Here is an 18,549-nt window from a genome sequence, read left to right as displayed (position 1 = left end):
GAGCTATTGATGAAAGCGCCCCGCGTGACCCTTGATCAATGGCGAACATTGCAGGCCGTGGTCGATCACGGCGGCTTCGCCCAAGCCGCCGAGGCACTGCACCGTTCGCAATCGTCGGTGAGTTACACCGTCGCCCGCATGCAGGACCAGCTCGGCGTGCCCTTGCTGCGCATTGACGGGCGTAAGGCGGTGCTCACCGAAGCCGGTGGCGTATTGTTGCGCCGCTCGCGGCAACTGGTGAAACAGGCCAGCCAACTGGAAGACCTTGCCCACCACATGGAGCAAGGTTGGGAGGCCGAGGTGCGGCTGGTGGTCGATGCGGCCTACCCGAGCGCACGTATCGTCCGGGCGCTGACCGCGTTCATGCCGCAAAGTCGTGGCTGCCGCGTGCGGCTGCGCGAGGAGGTGTTGTCGGGGGTCGAAGAAGTGCTGCTGGAAGGCGTGGCCGATCTGGCGATCACCGGTCTGAGCATTCCCGGCTACCTCGGTGCGGAATTGAGCGATGTCGAGTTTGTTGCCGTCGCCCACCCGGACCACGCCTTGCATCGGCTCAATCGCGAACTGAGCTTCCAGGATCTGGAAACCCAGATGCAGGTGGTGATTCGCGACTCCGGGCGCCAGCAGCCACGCGACGTCGGCTGGCTGGGTGCCGAACAGCGCTGGACGGTCGGCAGCCTTGCCACTGCCGCTACGTTCGTCAGCAGCGGCCTGGGTTTCGCCTGGTTGCCCCGACACATGATCGAACGTGAATTGAAGGAAGGCACGCTCAAGCTGCTACCGTTGGTTCAGGGCGGCAGCCGCAACCCGAGTTTCTATCTCTACTCGAACAAGGACAAACCGCTGGGCCCGGCGACACAAATCCTCATCGAACTGCTGCGTACCTTCGACACCTTGCCGCTGGACGCACCGTTCGCTGCCCCCGAACAAGCCTGACACGGAGTTCACCGATGGCGTATTTCGAGCACGAAGGTTGCAGCCTGCACTACGAGGAATATGGCCACGGTACGCCGTTGCTGCTGGTTCACGGGCTCGGCTCAAGCACCCTGGACTGGGAAATGCAGATTCCGGCACTGTCGGCGCATTACCGGGTGATCGTCCCGGACATACGCGGTCACGGTCGCTCGGACAAACCCCGCGAGCGCTACAGCATCGCCGGTTTCAGCGCTGACCTGCTGGCGTTGCTCGACCACTTGCACCTCGGTCCGGTGCATTACGTCGGCCTGTCGATGGGCGGGATGATCGGCTTTCAGTTTGGCGTCGATCAGCCGCAAAGACTCAAAAGCCTGACCATCGTCAACAGCGCCCCCGAAGTCAAACTCCGCAGCCGCGACGATTACTGGCAGTGGTTCAAACGCTGGAGCCTGATGCGTGTGCTAAGCCTGGCAACCATCGGCAAGGCGCTGGGCGGCAAACTTTTTCCGAAACCGGAACAGGCTGATTTGCGGCAGAAAATGTCCGAACGCTGGGCAAAAAACGACAAACGTGCTTATCTCGCCAGCTTCGATGCGATTGTTGGCTGGGGCGTTCAGGAACGACTTTCCCGGGTGACCTGTCCAACCCTCATCGTCACTGCCGACCGTGACTACACACCGGTGGCGCTGAAAGAAACCTATGTAAAACTGCTGCCCGATGCGCGGCTGGTGGTCATCGCCGATTCGCGCCACGCCACCCCGCTTGATCAACCCGACCGCTTCAATCAAACGCTGCTGGAGTTTCTCGCCGCAGCCGACATTCAATCTCAGGATCACTGACCCATGCTGAAAAAACTCGCCCTCGCCGCCGGCACCGTGCTGTTCGCTGCCAACCTGATGGCTGCCACCCCGGCCAAAGCGCCGCACGTGCTGCTGGACACCACCAACGGCCAGATCGAAATCGAACTGGACCCGGTCAAGGCGCCGATCAGTACCAAAAACTTTCTGGATTACGTCAACAGCGGCTTTTACACCAACACCATTTTCCACCGCGTGATCCCGGGCTTCATGGCTCAGGGCGGCGGTTTCACGCCACAGATGCAGCAGAAAGAAACCAAGGCGCCGATCAAGAACGAACACAAAAACGGTCTGGCCAACGTTCGCGGCACCTTGTCCATGGCGCGCACCTCCGTACCCGATTCGGCGACCAGCCAGTTCTTCATCAACGTCAAGGACAACGACTTCCTCGACCAGGGTGATGGCTACGCCGTATTCGGCAAAGTGGTCAAAGGCATGGACGTGGTCGACATCATCGTCAACTCGCCAACCACCACCAAACAGGGCATGCAAAACGTGCCTTCCGACCCTGTGATCATCAAGTCGGCCAAAGTCATCGACTAAGCTGTACAGGGCGTTTCGAGCGGCGCTGGCCTGAAACCACGCCGCTCACACCGATAAAAGGAGAGCCCGGCCTCCGGGCGATTATCTGATGCTCTATCGCCGTTTCGAACAACTGATCGACATATTCCGCGACGCTCCGACGGCGGCTCCGCCCAATCGCGTGCTGCCCTTCTATACCTATTACCTGAAACAAGTCTGGCCGAGCTTTGCCGCTCTGTTGGTGGTCGGTCTGTTTGCTGCGTTGATCGAAGTGGCGCTGTTCAGTTACCTGAGCCGCATCATCGACCTGGCCCAAGGCACGCCCAACCCGAATTTCTTCAGCGACCACGCCCTCGAACTGACGTGGATGGTGGTGGTTGCGCTGGTACTGCGGCCGATCTTTTTCGGCCTGCACGACCTGCTGGTGCACCAGACCCTGAGCCCGGGGATGACCAGCATGATCCGCTGGCAGAATCACAGCTATGTGCTCAAACAGAGCCTGAATTTCTTCCAGAACGACTTCGCCGGGCGCATCGCCCAACGCATCATGCAGACCGGCAACTCGCTGCGTGACTCCGCCGTGCAAGCGGTCGACGCGTTGTGGCATGTGGTGATCTACGCGATCAGTTCGCTGGTGCTGTTCGCCGAAGCCGACTGGCGCCTGATGATCCCGCTGCTGACGTGGATCGCCGCCTACATCGGCGCCTTGTATTACTTCGTGCCACGGGTCAAGGATCGCTCGGTGGAGGCCTCCGATGCGCGCTCGAAACTGATGGGGCGGATCGTCGACGGCTACACCAACATCGCCACGCTGAAGCTGTTCGCCCACACCAACTTTGAACAGCATTACGCCAGGGAAGCCATTGAGGAACAGACGGTCAAGGCGCAGATGGCCGGCCGCGTGGTGACCAGCATGGACGTGGCAATCACCGCCATGAACGGCCTGCTGATCGTCGGCACCACCGCGCTGGCGCTGTGGCTGTGGACGCAGTCGTTGATCACGGTCGGCGCTATCGCGCTGGCTACGGGTCTGGTGATTCGCATCGTCAACATGTCCGGCTGGATCATGTGGGTGGTCACCGGCATCTTCGAAAACATCGGCATGGTGCAGGACGGTCTGCAGACCATCTCGCAACCAGTCAGCGTCACTGATCGCGAACAGGCCAAACCACTGGCGGTGGCCCGTGGCGAAGTGCGTTTCGAGCATGTGGATTTTCACTATGGCAAGAAGAAAGGCATCATCGGCGACCTCAACCTGACCATCAAACCCGGCGAGAAAATCGGCTTGATCGGGCCGTCCGGCGCCGGCAAATCGACATTGGTCAACCTGCTGCTGCGCCTGTACGACGTCGAGGGCGGACGGATCCTGATCGATGGGCAGAACATCGCCGAAGTCGGCCAGGAAAGCCTGCGCGCACGGATCGGCATGATCACGCAGGACACCTCCCTGCTGCACCGCTCGATCCGCGACAACTTGCTGTACGGCAAGCCTGACGCCACCGACGCCGAACTCTGGGATGCGGTGCACAAGGCTCGCGCCGACGAGTTCATTCCGTTGCTGTCGGACGCCGAGGGCCGCACCGGTTTCGATGCGCACGTCGGCGAGCGCGGGGTGAAGCTGTCCGGCGGCCAGCGCCAGCGCATCGCGATTGCTCGCGTGCTGCTCAAGGACGCGCCGATCCTGATCATGGACGAAGCGACCTCGGCACTGGATTCGGAAGTCGAAGCAGCGATCCAGGAAAGCCTGGAAACCCTGATGCAAGGCAAAACCGTGATCGCCATCGCTCACCGCCTCTCGACCATCGCCCGCATGGATCGGCTGGTGGTGCTGGAAAACGGCAAGATCGCCGAGAGCGGCACCCACGCCGAATTGCTCGCGCATCGCGGCTTGTATGCGCGGTTGTGGGCGCACCAGACCGGAGGATTTGTCGGGATCGATTGATCAGCGGGAGCAAGCTCCCTCGCCACACAATGTTTGTCCGCCAAAAAACCGCCCCAGCCCGCCAACCACGGGCTCTGGCGGTTTTTTCATGTCTGCTGGCAATCCATCCAAAGCCTGCTGTACTCAGCCAAGGTTCCAGCAGGGAGCCTGTCGTAAATCTGCAAGGAAGCACAACTCGATTCAGTCTCGATAGCACGCCTATCAAGGACTCTCTCATGTCTCTGTTCAAACGTTCAGTCACTGAGTTGTTGGGTACGTTCTGGCTGGTTCTGGGTGGATGCGGCAGTGCAGTGCTCGCTGCGTCTTCGCCCTTGGGCATTGGAGTGCTGGGGGTGGCCCTGGCGTTTGGTCTGACGGTGCTGACCATGGCGTTCGCCATTGGCCACATCAGCGGATGTCATCTCAACCCGGCCGTCTCGGTCGGTCTGTTCGTTGGCGGCCGGTTTCCGGCCAAAGAGTTGCCCGCCTATATCATCGCGCAGGTGCTCGGCGCGATTCTCGCCGCGGCGCTGATTGCGCATATTGCCAGCGGCAAGGAGGGTTTCGATATTGCCGCAGGTCTGGCCTCCAATGGGTATGGCGAGCACTCACCGGGCAAATACTCGATGGCCGCAGGCTTTGTCACCGAACTGGTGATGACCGCCATGTTCGTGATCATCATCCTCGGCGCTACCGACAAACGCGCTCCGGCGGGCCTTGCACCGATCGCCATCGGCCTGGGTCTGACATTGATTCACCTGATCTCGATCCCGGTCACCAACACCTCGGTCAACCCGGCGCGCAGCACCGGGCCGGCGCTGATGGTCGGCGGCTGGGCAATCGCGCAGTTGTGGATGTTCTGGGTCGCGCCGCTGCTGGGCGCGGTGGTGGGCGGCGGAATCTATCGCTGGCTGGGTAAAGAGGAATCCTGAAACCACTACCTCCCCTGTAGGAGCTGCCGAAGGCTGCGATCTTTTGACTTTTATAGAGCAAAAGATCGCAGCCTCCGGCAGCTCCTACAGGGATCTAGGCTTGGCGGTAAGGCAAGGCTGTTCTGGCTTCCTCGGCGTACGCAAGGACGCCAGCGCGCTCTTGCTGCAGAAAATCCTTCACCGCCGCTTTCAACCCGGGATGGCGCAGGTAGTGCCACGAATGCGTGATCACCGGTTCAAAACCGCGAATCAGTTTATGTTCCCCCTGAGCACCCGCATCAAAGCGCTGATACCCCTGGGCGATCGCGTAATCCATGCCCTGATAGAAACACGTCTCGAAATGCAGCCGGTCAAACTCGGCCAGACAGCCCCAATAGCGTCCGTAGAAGCTGTCGCCCCCGACCAGACTGAAGGCCATCGCCACCGGCCGTGAACCCTGTCTGGCGAAGACCACCCGAATCGCCTCCGGCATCCGCGCAGCCAGCAGACTGAAGAACTCGCGCGTCAGGTACGGCGCCTGTCGGCGCACGGCATAAGTGTTGGCATAGCAGGCGTAGACAAAATCCCATTGCGCCTCGTCCAGCTCACGCCCTTCCAGCCATTCGAACTCGAAGCCCTGCCCCGCCACTTGCTCGCGCTCCTTGCGCATCTGCTTGCGCTTGCGCGAGCTGAGCACGTCGAGAAAATCCTGAAAGTCCCGGTAACCGCGATTCTGCCAGTGGTACTGACAGCCGATGCGTTGCAACCAGCCAGGTTGCTCGGCCATGGCGGCGTCGGTGAACGGGTCGGTGAAATTGATGTGGGCGCTGGAAAGTTCTTCGATTTCCAGATAACCCGGCAGGCTCTTGAGCAGTTCGAATCCGTCCTCGACATTCGCCGCCAGCAAGCGCGGGCCACTGACTGGACTGAACGGCACCGCTGTCAGCAGCTTTGGGTAGTAATCGATCCCGGCGCGGGCGCAGGCATCGGCCCAACCGTGATCAAAGACGTACTCGCCGTAGGAATGCCATTTGCGATAACTGGGCAGCGCGGCGATCAACCGATCGCCTTCAACATGCAGCAGATGCTCGGGTTGCCAGCCGGTGTGCGGGCCGACGCTGCCACTGTCTTCCAGTGCGCCGAGGAACGCATGGCGCAGAAACGGCTGGTTCTCGGGCACCAGCGCATCCCAGGTCGCGGGGGCGATTTCTGACAGGTTTTGCACACGTTGCAACGGCATCAACTGGCTCTCCACATCTTGGCGTCAAAGCCCCGCGAGTATCGCTGATCAGCTTCCATTGCACACGCTCATTCGGGCGACAGTGCTCTGGCTCGATAGTTCACGAAGACTTTGCATCGTCATCGACATGACATCACTTAGCCACTGCTCTGTCATAAACCATCGCGATACTCGCTCCTGTTTTTAGAGCGCCGGGTTCTACCCGGACACTGTTTTCCGACGTGCGCGTCGGTGTGCCCAGGATGGTTCAGCCATCCCTCTCATCTTCGGAGATTGCTATGCGTCTTGCTTCCACGAAAACTGCGGCGGCCCTGTGCGGTGGCCTGTTGCTGGCCATGAGCGTTCCGGCCAGTGCTGCAGTCGACGCCAAACTGCTCGACATGCTCAAGGCTAACGGTTCCATTTCCCAGGCGCAGTACATTGAACTGCAAACTGAACTGGCCAAGGATCAGAAGGCTCAGCAAATCGCGCAGCAGGCGCAGCAAGAGACCAACGAGCAAATCGCGGCAACCGCGAAGAAAACCAATGAGCTGAGCTCCTTCGACCAGAAACTTGCCTGGGCCGCCAAGACCCAGTTCAAGGGTGATGTGCGTATCCGTCAGGAGACCGTCAAGATCGACGGTGAATCCAACAACGGTGGTCGCGACAAGGATCGCCAGCGTATCCGTGCCCGCCTCGGCGCCTACACCGAGATCAACCCGCAAGTCGACACCGGTATCCGTATTGCCACCGGCGGCGGTGACGATGCCCGTTCGACCAACCAGGACATGGACAACTACTTCGACAAGAAGCAGATCTGGCTCGATCTGGGTTACATCGACTACCACCCCGATGCCATCAAGAACCTGCACGTGATCGGCGGCAAGATGCTGCAACCGTGGGTCAGCATGGGCGATGTGATCTGGGACAGCGACATCAACCCGGAAGGTCTGGCCGTGACCTACAAATACCCGCTGGGCAGCAGCGCCGAACTGTTCGGCAGCCTGGGTAACTACACCCTCAAGGACAACGTCGACGGCGAAGGCGTGCAATTTCGCCACGACCTGCGCCTGACCGCTGGCCAGTTGGGCAGCCGCTTCGCGATCACCGACAACCTGAAACTGACCCTGGGCGGCAGCGTCTACGCCTACCAGAACGATGAGGACAGCCGTTGCACCGGGACGTCCACACCGTGCGCACTGTCGGTCAACGGCAACTCGGCCAACAACGAATTCCGTCTGTACGAGGGTTTCAGCCAGATCGATATCGGTGGTTTGCCAATGCCGCTGTCGTTCTACGGCCAGTACGTGAAGAACAACGATGCGGTGACCGATGCCGACACTGCGTGGCTGGTCGGCGCCAAGTCGAAAGTCTTCGGCCTGAACCTGGACTACAACTATCGTGACGTACAGCGTGACGCCGTGGTCGGCGCATTCACCGACTCCGACTTCGCCAACGGCACCACCGGTTCCCGTGGCCACAAGTTCAAGGTCGGTTACGACATCGACAAGAACTTCGCCATCGGCGCCACCTACTTCCTGACCAAGGCCGACTTCTCCAGCCGTACCCAGCGTGACGCAGACACCAACACCCTGCAGCTGGACGCGGAAGCGAAGTTCTAAAAAGCGTCACCTGTAGCCTGACGCGGGCGGGACGATCCCCATCATCCGTTCGTTTCATCCGCGTCGGGCTATTTCTTCAAGATGCAAAAAACATGTAGGAGCTGCCGAAGGCTGCGATCTTTTGATCCTTGAAAACAAGATCAAAAGATCGCAGCCTTCGGCAGCTCCTACAGGAGATTATCTTTTCGACGTTGCTCGGCCAGACGCTCAGCCAGCGCATCCACACCCTCTTGCGGCTTCTCCGGCATCGCCTTCAACGTGGCCTGCATCAAACGCATCTGGCGAATGAAACGCCGGCAGTTAGGGCAGAACATCAGGTGATGGCGCACCAACAGTCTCTCGCGAAAGCTCAACTGGCCATCGAGGTAATCGCTGGAGCGCGCTACTTGTTCCTTGCAGGTCAGCATTCGCCGGTCTCCTCAAAATGCTCCACCGTGGCGAAGACTTTCAGCCGCGCACGATGCAGCAGCACACGGACATTGGAGAGCGAGATCTCCAGAAGATTACAGATCTCCTCCAGCTCCAGGCCCTGACGCTCGCGCAGCAGCAAAACACTGCTTTGCAGTTCCGACAGGCTGAGCAAGGTGTGCTCCAGGCAGTCGCGCAATTCGCTTTCCGTCAGCAAGGCTTCCGGCGTGTCCTGATGCCAGGCGAACGGCGCCACCAGCCAATGACCGTCACCGGGAGAAAAGCGATCATCGTCGATGGTGCCGTGGGGTGACGGTAGATCATCCATCAAGACTTCGCGGCGGTTTTGTTTGTAGCGGCTCTTGGCCGAGTTGGCAGTGATGGTCAGCAGCCAAGTCTTGAGACTGGAACGGCCCTCGAAGCTACCGATGTGGCGCACCACCGAAAGCCAGGCGTCCTGCACCACTTCTTCGACATGGCGCTGGCCGACAATCGCGTAAGCCACGGCGCGCATGGCGCTCTGGTAGGTACTGACCAGTTCCTTGAAAGCTCTTTGCTCACCGGCCAACAGGCGTTCGAGCAGTTGGGTGTCGTCCGTTGCGGCCATGCGCGCCTCGTTTTCAGATGGTCGAAAGCAAAAGATCGCAGCCTGCNAGATCAGTGTAGGAGCTGCCGCAGGCTGCGATCTTTTCAGGCGCACTCAGCGCTTGCGCAGAATCACGCTGCCGATCGAGTAACCGGCGCCGAACGAGCTCAGCACGGCCAGCGAACCGGCAGCCAGATCGTCCTGATATTTGTGGAAGGCAATCACCGAGCCGGCAGAGCTGGTGTTGGCGTAGGTGTCGAGAATCACCGGGGCTTCTTCTTCGGTGGCTTCACGACCCAGCAGCTTGCGCACGATCAGGTGGTTCATGCTCAGGTTGGCCTGGTGCAGCCAGAAGCGCTTGACGTCGCCGACGTTGAGTTTGTTCTCTTCCAGATGCTCACCGATCAGCTCGGCAACCATCGGGCAGACATCCTTGAACACCTTGCGGCCTTCCTGCACGAACAGTTTGTCACGGGCACCGATGCCCTCTTCCGCGGCGCGATTGAGGAAACCGAAGTTGTTGCGAATGTTGTTGGAGAACTTGGTCAGCAGTTTGGTGCTGACCACATCGAACTGGTACTTGGAGGTCGCCAGGTCGGCGCGCTCAATGATGACTGCCGTCGCGGCGTCGCCGAAGATGAAGTGGCTGTCACGGTCACGGAAGTTCAGGTGACCGGTGCAGACTTCAGGGTTGACCATCAGGATCGCCCGGGCCTGACCCAGTTGCACGCTGTTGGCCGCAGCCTGAATGCCGAAGGTCGCCGAGGAGCAGGCCACGTTCATGTCGAAACCGAAGCCCTGAATGCCCAGTGCTTCCTGGACTTCGATGGCGATGGCCGGGTAGGCGCGCTGCAGATTGGAGCAGGCGACGATCACGCCGTCGATGTCGGCGGCGGTCTTGCCGGCACGTTGCAGCGCCTGTTCAGCGGCGCCGATGGCCATCTGGCAGAGGACCGACCATTCGTCGTTGGAACGCTCCGGCAGACGCGGGGCCATGCGTCGCGGATCGAGAATGCCATCCTTGTCCATGACAAAGCGGCTCTTGATGCCAGAGGCCTTTTCGATGAACGCGGCGCTGGATTCGGTCAGCGCCTGGACTTCACCGCGGGCGATGGCATCGGCGTTGTCGGCGTTGAACTGCGCGACGTAGGTATTGAAAGACTGCACCAGCTCTTCGTTGGAAATGCTGTTGGCCGGGGTGTACAGGCCGGTGCCGCTGATGACGACGTTATGCATGGTCGTTTCTCTAATCTGTTCAGGCAGAAAGCGCTGGCACCGACGTACCAACACACAAAGGGTCTGTTCCCGTCCGGGGACGCTGACCTGGCATCGCTTTATTCCGCCACGTGACCCGGCCGAAGGCTCTGGGTCACGAAACCGGCGTTTATGGTCGCGAAGTTTGCCATAAACCCAAGGTTTTGGCGCCTCTCCCGCTAAACGCACTCCCTGTAGGAGCTGCCGAAGGCTGCGATCTTTTGATCTTGATCCTTTAAAAAGCAAAATCAAAAGATCGCAGCCTTCGGCAGCTCCTACAAAGTCCTTGCCAGTCGCGGGATCAGGCCTCGACCTGACTCCATTGCTTGCTCAGCCGTTTGTCCGAGATCGGCGCTTTCGTCCCCAACTGCTGGGCGAACAGCGACACGCGGTATTCCTCCAGCCACCAACGGTACAGTTCAAGCTGCGGATCGCGCTTGCCTTCCTGGGCATGTTTCGCCGCGCGGGTCTGGTATTGCGCCCAGAGGCCGGCCAGTTCACCGCTCCAGACACGATCCTTCTGTACTTGCGCACCGAGTTTCTCGAAACGCTGCTCGACCGCCTTCAGATAGCGCGGCAGCTCCTTGAGCCATTGCATCGGCGTTTCCCGGACAAACCCCGGATACACCAGATGGCTGATTTGCTGCTTGATGTCATTCAGCGCCACAGCCTGAGCCAGATCGATCTTGCCCTTGAAGCGTTTTTGCAGGCCGTGCCACAGCTTGAGGATCTCCAGCGTCAACCGTGCCACGCGCTCGGCGTGTTCGGTCCAGCTGCCGCGTTTGCGCTCAGCCAATGCGGCGAGCCCGGCGCCGTCACGCGGCAACGGGTCTTCGCCTTCCAGAATGCAGCTGTCGAGACTGGCCAGCAGAATGTCTTCGACCAGTGCGTCCACTCGGCCCAACTCGCGATACAGCAGGCCCAGCTCGGTGATGCCCGGCAGTTTGCTGCGCAGGAACTTCGCCGGTTCCGCCAGTTGCTGCATCAGCAGCCGCTGCAAGGCGCGGCGATGCTGGAATTCGGCTTCGGCCGGGGTCGAAAACCGCCCTTCCTTGACCGTGCCGCCCTCTTCCACCAGCGCCGGATAGACCGTCATCGACAGGCCGGCAATCTTCTGCTGAGTCTTTTCCGCCACCGGAGCAAACACTTTGGCTTCCACCGGTTGCTGACTTTTCGCACTTTGCGGCACGGCCAAAGCCGCTTGGCTGGCTTCGGCGAAGCGCGCGGTGAGCTCGGCCAGATCGCGGCCCTCGCCGAGGAACTTGCCCTGGCCGTCGACGATTTCCAGGTTCATCCGCAGATGGCTTTCGACCTGCTGCGCCGCTTCCGCCCAAGCCTCATCGCTGACTCGGGCGCCGGTCATGCGCAGCAACTCGCGACCGAGCGCTTGCGGCAATGAGCCTTCAGCGAAGGTCATGCGCTGCAACGCCGCCTTGATGAAATCCGGCACCGGCACGAAGTTCTTGCGCAAGGCTTTCGGCAGATTGCGCACCAGCGCAATGCACTTGGCCTCGATCAGCCCCGGCACCAGCCATTCCAGACGCTCCGGCGGCAGCATCGGCAGCAGCGGTGCCGGCACGCGCAGGGTCACGCCGTCGCGCGGGTGATTGGGTTCGAAGTGATAACTGAGCGCCAGCTCCAGATCGCCGATGTGCAGCGTGTCCGGGTAGTCGCGCGCGGTGACCTCACTGGCCTCGCGGGCCAGCACGTCCTCTTCGCGCATGATCAGCAGCTGCGGGTTCTTCTGGCTGTTGACCCGATACCAACTGTCGAAGGTCGCGGTCTGGTGAATCTCCGCCGGCAACCGCGCATCGTAGAACGCGTACAGGGTTTCTTCGTCAGCGAGGATGTCGCGGCGCCGTGCCTTGGCTTCCAGTTCGTCGAGCTGTTCGAGCAACTGTTTGTTGGCGCTCAGGCATTTGGCTTTCGACTGAATCTCGCCACGCACCAACCCCTCGCGGATAAACAGCTCACGCGACACCACCGGATCCACCGGGCCGTAATGCACCGGGCGGCGACCGACCACGATCAGCCCGAACAGGGTGATCTGCTCGTAGGCCACGACCTGGCCGCGCTTCTTCTCCCAGTGCGGTTCGAAGTGGTTTTTCTTGATCAGGTGCCCGGCCAGCGGCTCGATCCAGTCGGCGTCGATCTTGGCGACCATGCGCGCATAGAGCTTGGTGGTTTCCACCAGTTCGGCGGTCATCAGCCACTGCGGGCGCTTCTTGCCGATGCCCGACGACGGGTGAGTCCAGAAGCGCCGTTGCCGGGCACCGAGGTAATCGCCGTCTTCGGTTTTCTGGCCGATCTGGCTGAGCAATCCGACCAGCACCGCTTTGTGCAGTTTCGGGTAATCCGCCGGCTCTTTATTCAGGCTCAACTGCATGTCGCGGCAGATCAGGCTCAACTGGCGATGAGAGTCACGCCACTCGCGCAGACGCAGATAATTGAGGAAATTCTTCCGGCACCAGTTACGCAGTGGGCTGGCCGTCAGCGCTTGGCGCTGTTCTTCAAAACCACGCCACAGATTGACCAGACCGGCGAAGTCCGAATCGCTGTCCTTCCACTGCGCGTGGGCCTGATCCGCCGCTTGCTGACGCTCCGGCGGACGCTCGCGCGGGTCCTGAATCGACATCGCACTGGCGACGATCAGCACTTCCTGCAAGCTGCCGAGCCTGGCCGCTTCGAGCAGCATGCGGCCCATGCGCGGGTCCACCGGCAGGCGTGCCAACTGGCGCCCGAGCGGGGTCAGCTGACTGTTGCGATCCACCGCCGAGAGTTCTTGCAGCAGGTTGAAACCGTCGCTGATCGCCTTGCCGTCCGGCGGCTCGATGAACGGGAACGCGGTGATATCACCGAGGCGCAGGTGCAGCATCTGCAGGATCACGGCGGCAAGGTTGGTGCGCAGAATTTCCGGGTCAGTGAATTCCGGGCGACCGAGGAAATCTTCCTCGCTGTACAGCCGCACGCAAATCCCTGGTTCAACCCGGCCGCAACGACCTTTACGCTGATTGGCACTGGCCTGGGAAATCGCTTCGATCGGCAGGCGCTGCACCTTGGCGCGATAGCTGTAGCGGCTGATGCGTGCGGTGCCGCTGTCAATCACGTACCGGATGCCCGGCACGGTCAACGAGGTCTCGGCGACGTTGGTCGCCAGCACCACGCGCCGCCCCGGATGCGACTGGAAAATCCGCTGCTGTTCAGCCGGCGACAGGCGCGCGTACAGCGGCAGGATTTCCGTGTGTTTGAGCTGGGCCTTGCGCAGCATGTCGGCGGCGTCGCGAATCTCGCGCTCGCCGGGCAGGAACACCAGCACATCGCCGGGACTGCGGCGTTCGCTGCGTTCGTAGGCGGCGATCTCGTCGAGGGTGGCGAGGATCGCCTGATCCACGGTCAGGTCGTCTTCGACGCGGTTGCCTTCTTCATCCTGCTCAAGCGTCAGCGGGCGATACCAGGTTTCAACCGGGAAGGTGCGGCCGGACACCTCGACAATCGGCGCGTCATCGAAATGCTTGGAGAAGCGCTCCAGATCGATGGTCGCCGAGGTGATGATGACTTTCAGGTCCGGACGACGCGGCAGCAGGGTTTTCAGGTAACCGAGCAGGAAGTCGATGTTCAGGCTGCGTTCGTGGGCTTCGTCGACGATAATCGTGTCGTAGCGTTCCAGATAACGGTCGTTCTGGGTTTCCGCCAGCAGGATGCCGTCGGTCATCAGTTTGATCAGGGTGTTGGCATCGCTCTGATCTTCGAAGCGCACCTGATAACCGACCAGCGCGCCCAGTGGCGTACCGAGCTCTTCGGCGACCCGGCTGGCCACACTGCGCGCCGCGATTCGGCGTGGCTGGGTGTGGCCGATCAAGCCATGCTGGCCGCGACCGATTTCAAGACAGATTTTCGGCAACTGGGTGGTTTTACCCGAACCGGTTTCGCCGGCGATGATCAGGACCTGATGCTTCTCCAGCGCAGCCTTGATCTCATCGCGCTTGGCGGCGATTGGCAGGCTGTCGTCGTAACGAATCACCGGCAGGCTGGCACGGCGCGCCAACACCTGATCACAGGACGCCTGCATGCGCGCCACCCACTGGGCCAGTTTGGCCTCGTCGGGTTTCTTGCGCAGCTCGAGCAACTGCCGCCGCAGCCGGTGACGGTCGGCGAGCATGGCGTGATCAAGGTTTTTCAGCAGTTTGTCGATGGAGGGCGATTCGTCGGTCATCGGGTACGCAATTCGGTCGTCTATATGTGCAGGGGGCGGATTGTCGCAGATTTGCTCTCGATTGACCTGCTTCCCCTGTAGGAGCTGCCGCAGGCTGCGATCTTTTGATCTTGTTTTTTAAAATCAAAGTCAAAAGATCGCAGCCTGCGGCAGCTCCTACAGGGTTGAGGTGACAACGGGTTATTCGTTGTCGAGGCCTTTGCGACGGTATGGGAACACGTCGATGACTTTCCCGGCGCGAATCGCCTCCTGCAGACCCTTCCAGTAATCGGCGTTGTACAACTCACCATGCAGTTGATCGAACAGTTTGCGCTGCCCGGCATCGGCGAACAGGAACGGCGGAAACTCTTCCGGGAACACGTCCAGCGGCCCGATCGAATACCACGGCTCGGAAGCCATTTCGTCCTCGGGGGTGCGCGGCGCGGGGATGTGGCGAAAGTTGGCTTCGGTCAGGAAACAAATCTCGTCGTAATCGTAAAACACCACCCGCCCGTGACGGGTGACGCCGAAGTTCTTCAGCAACATGTCGCCGGGGAAGATGTTGGCCGCCGCCAGTTGCTTGATCGCCAGTCCGTAATCCTCCAGCGCCTCGCGCACCTGCGCTTCGTTGGCATTGTCCAGATAGAGGTTGAGCGGGGTCATGCGGCGCTCGGTCCAGCAGTGACGGATCAGCACCGTGTCGCCTTCGACCGAGACCGTCGACGGCGCGACTTCCAGCAGTTCTTCCAGACACGCCGGATCGAACTTGCTCAGTGGAAAACGGAAGTCGGCGAATTCCTGGGTATCGGCCATGCGCCCGACGCGGTCGACGCTTTTCACCAGACGATATTTTTCGATCACCGTCGCCCGGTCGACGTTTTTCGACGGTGAGAAACGGTCCTTGATGATCTTGAACACGGTGTTGAAGCCCGGCAGGGTGAACACGCTCATGACCATGCCACGCACGCCCGGCGCCATGATGAACTGATCGTCGGTGTTGGCCAGGTGATTGATCAGCGCGCGGTAGAACTCGGACTTGCCGTGTTTGTAGAAGCCGATCGAGGTGTACAGCTCGGCGATGTGCTTGCCCGGCAAAATGCGCCGCAGGAAACCGATGAACTCGGCCGGCACCGGCACATCGACCATGAAATACGAACGGGTGAAGGAGAAGATGATCGACACATCGGCTTCGTCGGTGATCAGCGCGTCAATCTGAATCCCGCGGCCTTCGCGGTGCAGCAGCGGAATCACCAGCGGCCACTGCTCGTCGCGGGTGTAGATGCGCCCGACCAGATACGCGCCTTTGTTGCGGTACAGCACCGAGGAAAACAGCTCGACGCTCAGCTCCGGATCCTTGCACACCCAGTCCGGCAAATTCTCGCGCAGTTGCGCTTCGAGGCGCTGCAGATCGCCGGGCAGATCGGCGTAATCCTCGCTGAAACGGTAGTCGGCAAAGATGCTTGCAAGCATCGACGACAACTGGCCCTGCGGCTTGTAGGTGCGGGTTTGCGCAGCCCGGGCGCGGCGCAGGCTTGGCCGGGTGGTGTGGATGAACATGCAGCCGTCGCTGATCAGGTCGTGGCTGAACAGCCCGCAGAAGATCGAGTTGTACCAGGTCTCGGACAGCTCATCGTCGAAGCGCAGGTCGATCACGCTGATGTAGGCGCTTTTCACCAACGGCCAGCTGCCGACATTCATCAACGTCTCGTCGTCGAAATGCTCGCGCAGGCGGGCGATGGTTTCGCCGACCTTTTCCTCGTAAAGATTGATCCGCGCCGCCGAGGCGGTCTGCGTTTCCTGCCAGCGCGCCTGCTCGAAGCGCTCGCGCGCACCGTCGGTGATCCGCCGAAAATGCTCGCGGTAATCGTCAAAGCCATCGAGGATCATGCGGGCGATGTCGGTGGCTGGCCATTGCTGCGGCATAGATGAGACCTCGGCGTGCAAGTGGAAATCTGTGCCTGAGCTTAGCCACGGAACCGGGTGCAGGTGAAGTGCAATTTCTGCCAAAACCGGAACGCCAGCGCACATCGCGGGCATTTTTCACCAGGCAACCCGCTGCAGCGAATTAAATGCCCGATTAGCGGTTGCCATCGCCGGGGCGCTCGGCAACACTCTCGTCCCGATCAAGGAAGGAGTGCCATCGTGAGCGCTGTCGATATTTTCCGCATGCTGTCGCTGGCAGCCATCTGGGGCGCGAGTTTCCTGTTCATGCGCATTATTGCGCCGGTCATCGGCACCATTCCGACTGCGTTCTTTCGGGTGTCGATAGCGGCCGTCGGGCTGCTGGTGATTCTCGGGTTGATGCGCATCAGCTGGGACTTCAAAGGCAAGCTTAAAACCGTGATGTTGCTGGGCGTGATCAATTCGGGGATTCCGGCAACGCTGTATTCGGTCGCGGCGCAGGTGTTGCCCGCCGGTTACTCGGCAATCTTTAACGCCACCACGCCGTTGATGGGCGTATTGATTGGCGGGCTGTTTTTCAGTGAAAAACTCACTGCCGCGAAGCTGACTGGGGTGTTTCTCGGCTTGTTCGGTGTCGGTGTGCTGACGCGTGCAGGGCCGGTGGCTTTCGATCTGCCATTGCTGATGGGCGCCCTCGCCTGCCTGCTTGCCACCACCTGCTACGGCTTCGCCGGATTTCTCACGCGACGCTGGCTGGATCACAGCGGCGGGCTCGACAGTCGTCTCTCGGCGGTGGGCAGCATGCTCGGCGCTTCGCTGTTTCTGTTGCCGCTGTTCGGCTACAGCGTGATCACCGCCCCTCCGGCAAGCTGGGGTGGGTGGAACGTCTGGCTGTCGCTGCTGGGCCTGGGTCTGGGTTGCACGGCGTTCGCCTACATCATCTATTTCCGCTTGCTCAGTTCCATCGGCCCGGTCAAATCGATGACCGTGACCTTCATGATCCCGGCGTTCGGCGTGTTGTGGGGTGCGTTGCTGCTGGATGAGCCGCTGTCGATGGCTCACTTGTACGGCGGGGTGTTGATTGCGCTGGCGTTGTGGTTGGTGTTGAAGCCGGCGGTAGCTACAGCCCGCTGATTTGCGGCGTTGATAAGTCAGTCTTCGCGAGCAAGCCCGCTCCCACAGGAGGAATGCATTCCAATTGTGGGAGCGGGCTTGCCCGCGAAGAGGCCGGCCCAGACACTGAAAATGCCCGGGGCGGCCTGAAGGTTTTCAAGCAGTTCTACGGAACACAAACGCCAGACCGACAATGATCAACAGCATCCCCAGCACACTCAGCGCCGCCAGACGATTGCCGAAAATCAGATAGTCCATCAGCGCCGTCACCGCTGGCACCAGATAGAACAGACTGGTGACGTTCACCAGATTGCCCCGAGCGATCAGGCGGTAAAGCAACAGCGTCGCCAGCACCGACACCACCAGTCCCATCCACAACACCGGCACGATGAAACCGGCGCTGTGCTCAAAGTGGAACGGTTGAAACGGCACAAATATCCCGCACAACAGCAGTCCGGCCAGATATTGTACTGGCAGCGTGCCGAGGGGATTGTCGGTGATGCGTTTCTGCATGATCGAACCCAGAGTCATGCTCGCCAGTGCAAGCAGGCCAAACAGCATGCCGGCCCAAGACATCCCCGCCAGACCGATCCCCTGGTAAACCACCATGATCAGCCCCGCCAAGCCCAGCGCCAGACCGAACATCCGGCTCGCCGAGCGCTGCCGCTCCATCAACACCACGGTGAGGATCGGCTGTACACCCATGATGGTCGCCATCACCCCCGGCGTGACCTTGGTGTTGAGCGCCAGCAGATAGAAAATCTGATACGCCCCCAACAACACCAGGCCCGTTGCAATCGCGAACAGCATCGGTTTGCCGCCCTTGGGCAGCTTCAACTTGAGCAGCGGCGTCAACAGCAGCAGCCCGCACAGGGCGATCACAAAGCGAATCAGCAGAAAGGCAAAGGGCGAGGCATGGGCCAGGCCCCATTTGGAGAAGATCGCACCACTGCTCCACAGCAGAACGAACAGGCTCGTGGACATCGCCGCGAGCGCGGATTTTTTCGAAAGGACAAACATGAATACCACCTGTAGTCAGGCAAATAGCCAACTCAGCCGAGGCTGAAATTCAGTAGGTGTTTCTGGCGGGCGCAGGGGGTCAGCGGAGAATGCCGATCAGCCCGCAACGC

The 18,549-nt window shown here is 60.6% G+C and carries 14 protein-coding genes; 7 read left to right on the top strand and 7 right to left on the bottom strand.

Annotated elements, in window-relative coordinates; genetic code table 11:
* The first annotated feature begins 9 nt into the window (after positions 1 to 9).
* The 5 genes from ACTJKS_RS16370 (at position 10) to aqpZ (ending at position 5,144) form a co-directional block, all read left to right on the top strand.
* Positions 10 to 933, top strand: coding sequence for a LysR family transcriptional regulator (locus ACTJKS_RS16370; RefSeq protein WP_041070257.1), 924 nt, complete (start codon positions 10 to 12; stop codon positions 931 to 933).
* Positions 934 to 947: 14 nt separating this feature from the next.
* Positions 948 to 1,751: an alpha/beta fold hydrolase gene (locus tag ACTJKS_RS16365; protein WP_108181979.1), complete on the top strand. Its 804-nt coding sequence runs from the start codon at positions 948 to 950 to the stop codon at positions 1,749 to 1,751.
* 3 nt (positions 1,752 to 1,754) lie between these two features.
* Entirely contained in the window at positions 1,755 to 2,312 is a 558-nt protein-coding gene (locus ACTJKS_RS16360) for a peptidylprolyl isomerase (protein ID WP_041070262.1), read from the top strand.
* Between the two features lie 88 nt (positions 2,313 to 2,400).
* Positions 2,401 to 4,233 carry an ABC transporter ATP-binding protein gene (locus ACTJKS_RS16355; RefSeq protein ID WP_047292369.1) on the top strand — a complete coding sequence of 611 codons (1,833 nt, stop codon included), beginning with the start codon at positions 2,401 to 2,403 and terminating at the stop codon, positions 4,231 to 4,233.
* Between the two features lie 215 nt (positions 4,234 to 4,448).
* Positions 4,449 to 5,144 (top strand): aquaporin Z, encoded by a 696-nt coding sequence (aqpZ, locus tag ACTJKS_RS16350; protein WP_041070268.1) that lies wholly within the window; start codon positions 4,449 to 4,451, stop codon positions 5,142 to 5,144.
* A 94-nt stretch (positions 5,145 to 5,238) separates the two neighbouring features.
* On the opposite strand, the gene ACTJKS_RS16345 is transcribed toward aqpZ, so the two are convergent.
* Positions 5,239 to 6,363, bottom strand: coding sequence for a GNAT family N-acetyltransferase (locus ACTJKS_RS16345; protein WP_198758634.1), 1,125 nt, complete (start codon positions 6,361 to 6,363; stop codon positions 5,239 to 5,241).
* Between the two features lie 278 nt (positions 6,364 to 6,641).
* Between ACTJKS_RS16345 and ACTJKS_RS16340 the strand changes: the two genes are divergently transcribed.
* Positions 6,642 to 7,964, top strand: coding sequence for a putative porin (locus tag ACTJKS_RS16340; protein WP_007966005.1), 1,323 nt, complete (start codon positions 6,642 to 6,644; stop codon positions 7,962 to 7,964).
* 167 nt (positions 7,965 to 8,131) lie between these two features.
* On the opposite strand, the gene ACTJKS_RS16335 is transcribed toward ACTJKS_RS16340, so the two are convergent.
* The 5 genes from ACTJKS_RS16335 to aceK all read right to left on the bottom strand — a co-directional run bounded on the left by ACTJKS_RS16335 (position 8,132) and on the right by aceK (position 16,327).
* The gene (locus tag ACTJKS_RS16335; RefSeq protein WP_198758633.1) at positions 8,132 to 8,371 is read right to left on the bottom strand and encodes an anti-sigma factor family protein; all 240 of its coding nucleotides are present in this window, start codon (positions 8,369 to 8,371) and stop codon (positions 8,132 to 8,134) included.
* Positions 8,365 to 8,979: an RNA polymerase sigma factor gene (locus tag ACTJKS_RS16330; protein ID WP_086791978.1), complete on the bottom strand. Its 615-nt coding sequence runs from the start codon at positions 8,977 to 8,979 to the stop codon at positions 8,365 to 8,367. Before ACTJKS_RS16330 ends, ACTJKS_RS16335 begins: the two co-directional genes overlap by 7 nt.
* A gap of 93 nt (positions 8,980 to 9,072) precedes the next feature.
* A complete protein-coding gene (locus ACTJKS_RS16325; RefSeq protein ID WP_041070278.1) occupies positions 9,073 to 10,194 on the bottom strand; it encodes a beta-ketoacyl-ACP synthase III in 1,122 nt (373 codons plus the stop codon).
* Positions 10,195 to 10,513: 319 nt separating this feature from the next.
* Positions 10,514 to 14,425 (bottom strand): ATP-dependent RNA helicase HrpA, encoded by a 3,912-nt coding sequence (gene hrpA, locus ACTJKS_RS16320; RefSeq protein ID WP_440828897.1) that lies wholly within the window; start codon positions 14,423 to 14,425, stop codon positions 10,514 to 10,516.
* 180 nt (positions 14,426 to 14,605) lie between these two features.
* The gene (gene aceK, locus ACTJKS_RS16315) at positions 14,606 to 16,327 is read right to left on the bottom strand and encodes a bifunctional isocitrate dehydrogenase kinase/phosphatase (protein WP_135295161.1); all 1,722 of its coding nucleotides are present in this window, start codon (positions 16,325 to 16,327) and stop codon (positions 14,606 to 14,608) included.
* Positions 16,328 to 16,546: 219 nt separating this feature from the next.
* Between aceK and ACTJKS_RS16310 the strand changes: the two genes are divergently transcribed.
* Positions 16,547 to 17,440, top strand: coding sequence for a DMT family transporter (locus tag ACTJKS_RS16310; RefSeq protein WP_086791982.1), 894 nt, complete (start codon positions 16,547 to 16,549; stop codon positions 17,438 to 17,440).
* 135 nt (positions 17,441 to 17,575) lie between these two features.
* Here the strand turns inward: ACTJKS_RS16310 and ACTJKS_RS16305 are convergent, their stop codons facing one another.
* Positions 17,576 to 18,439 carry a DMT family transporter gene (locus tag ACTJKS_RS16305; protein WP_041070292.1) on the bottom strand — a complete coding sequence of 288 codons (864 nt, stop codon included), beginning with the start codon at positions 18,437 to 18,439 and terminating at the stop codon, positions 17,576 to 17,578.
* Positions 18,440 to 18,549: the final 110 nt, after the last annotated feature.

It is taken from the genome of Pseudomonas sp. 22189, from assembly GCF_052045635.1.
Lineage (GTDB): Bacteria > Pseudomonadota > Gammaproteobacteria > Pseudomonadales > Pseudomonadaceae > Aquipseudomonas > Aquipseudomonas parakoreensis.
The sequence above is the reverse complement of the archived record's forward strand: the minus strand, read 5'-3'. Positions and strand labels throughout refer to the sequence as shown.

Excerpts from the sequence above, each read along its gene's own strand:
- hrpA (WP_440828897.1), bottom strand. The coding sequence starts at position 14,425 with ATGACCGACGAATCGCCCTCCATCGACAAACTGCTGAAAAACCTTGAT.
- aqpZ (WP_041070268.1), top strand. The coding sequence starts at position 4,449 with ATGTCTCTGTTCAAACGTTCAGTCACTGAGTTGTTGGGTACGTTCTGG.
- ACTJKS_RS16335 (WP_198758633.1), bottom strand. The coding sequence starts at position 8,371 with ATGCTGACCTGCAAGGAACAAGTAGCGCGCTCCAGCGATTACCTCGAT.
- ACTJKS_RS16325 (WP_041070278.1), bottom strand. The coding sequence starts at position 10,194 with ATGCATAACGTCGTCATCAGCGGCACCGGCCTGTACACCCCGGCCAAC.
- ACTJKS_RS16360 (WP_041070262.1), top strand. The coding sequence starts at position 1,755 with ATGCTGAAAAAACTCGCCCTCGCCGCCGGCACCGTGCTGTTCGCTGCC.
- aceK (WP_135295161.1), bottom strand. The coding sequence starts at position 16,327 with ATGCCGCAGCAATGGCCAGCCACCGACATCGCCCGCATGATCCTCGAT.
- ACTJKS_RS16330 (WP_086791978.1), bottom strand. The coding sequence starts at position 8,979 with ATGGCCGCAACGGACGACACCCAACTGCTCGAACGCCTGTTGGCCGGT.
- ACTJKS_RS16365 (WP_108181979.1), top strand. The coding sequence starts at position 948 with ATGGCGTATTTCGAGCACGAAGGTTGCAGCCTGCACTACGAGGAATAT.
- ACTJKS_RS16345 (WP_198758634.1), bottom strand. The coding sequence starts at position 6,363 with ATGCCGTTGCAACGTGTGCAAAACCTGTCAGAAATCGCCCCCGCGACC.
- ACTJKS_RS16305 (WP_041070292.1), bottom strand. The coding sequence starts at position 18,439 with ATGTTTGTCCTTTCGAAAAAATCCGCGCTCGCGGCGATGTCCACGAGC.
- ACTJKS_RS16370 (WP_041070257.1), top strand. The coding sequence starts at position 10 with ATGAAAGCGCCCCGCGTGACCCTTGATCAATGGCGAACATTGCAGGCC.
- ACTJKS_RS16340 (WP_007966005.1), top strand. The coding sequence starts at position 6,642 with ATGCGTCTTGCTTCCACGAAAACTGCGGCGGCCCTGTGCGGTGGCCTG.
- ACTJKS_RS16355 (WP_047292369.1), top strand. The coding sequence starts at position 2,401 with ATGCTCTATCGCCGTTTCGAACAACTGATCGACATATTCCGCGACGCT.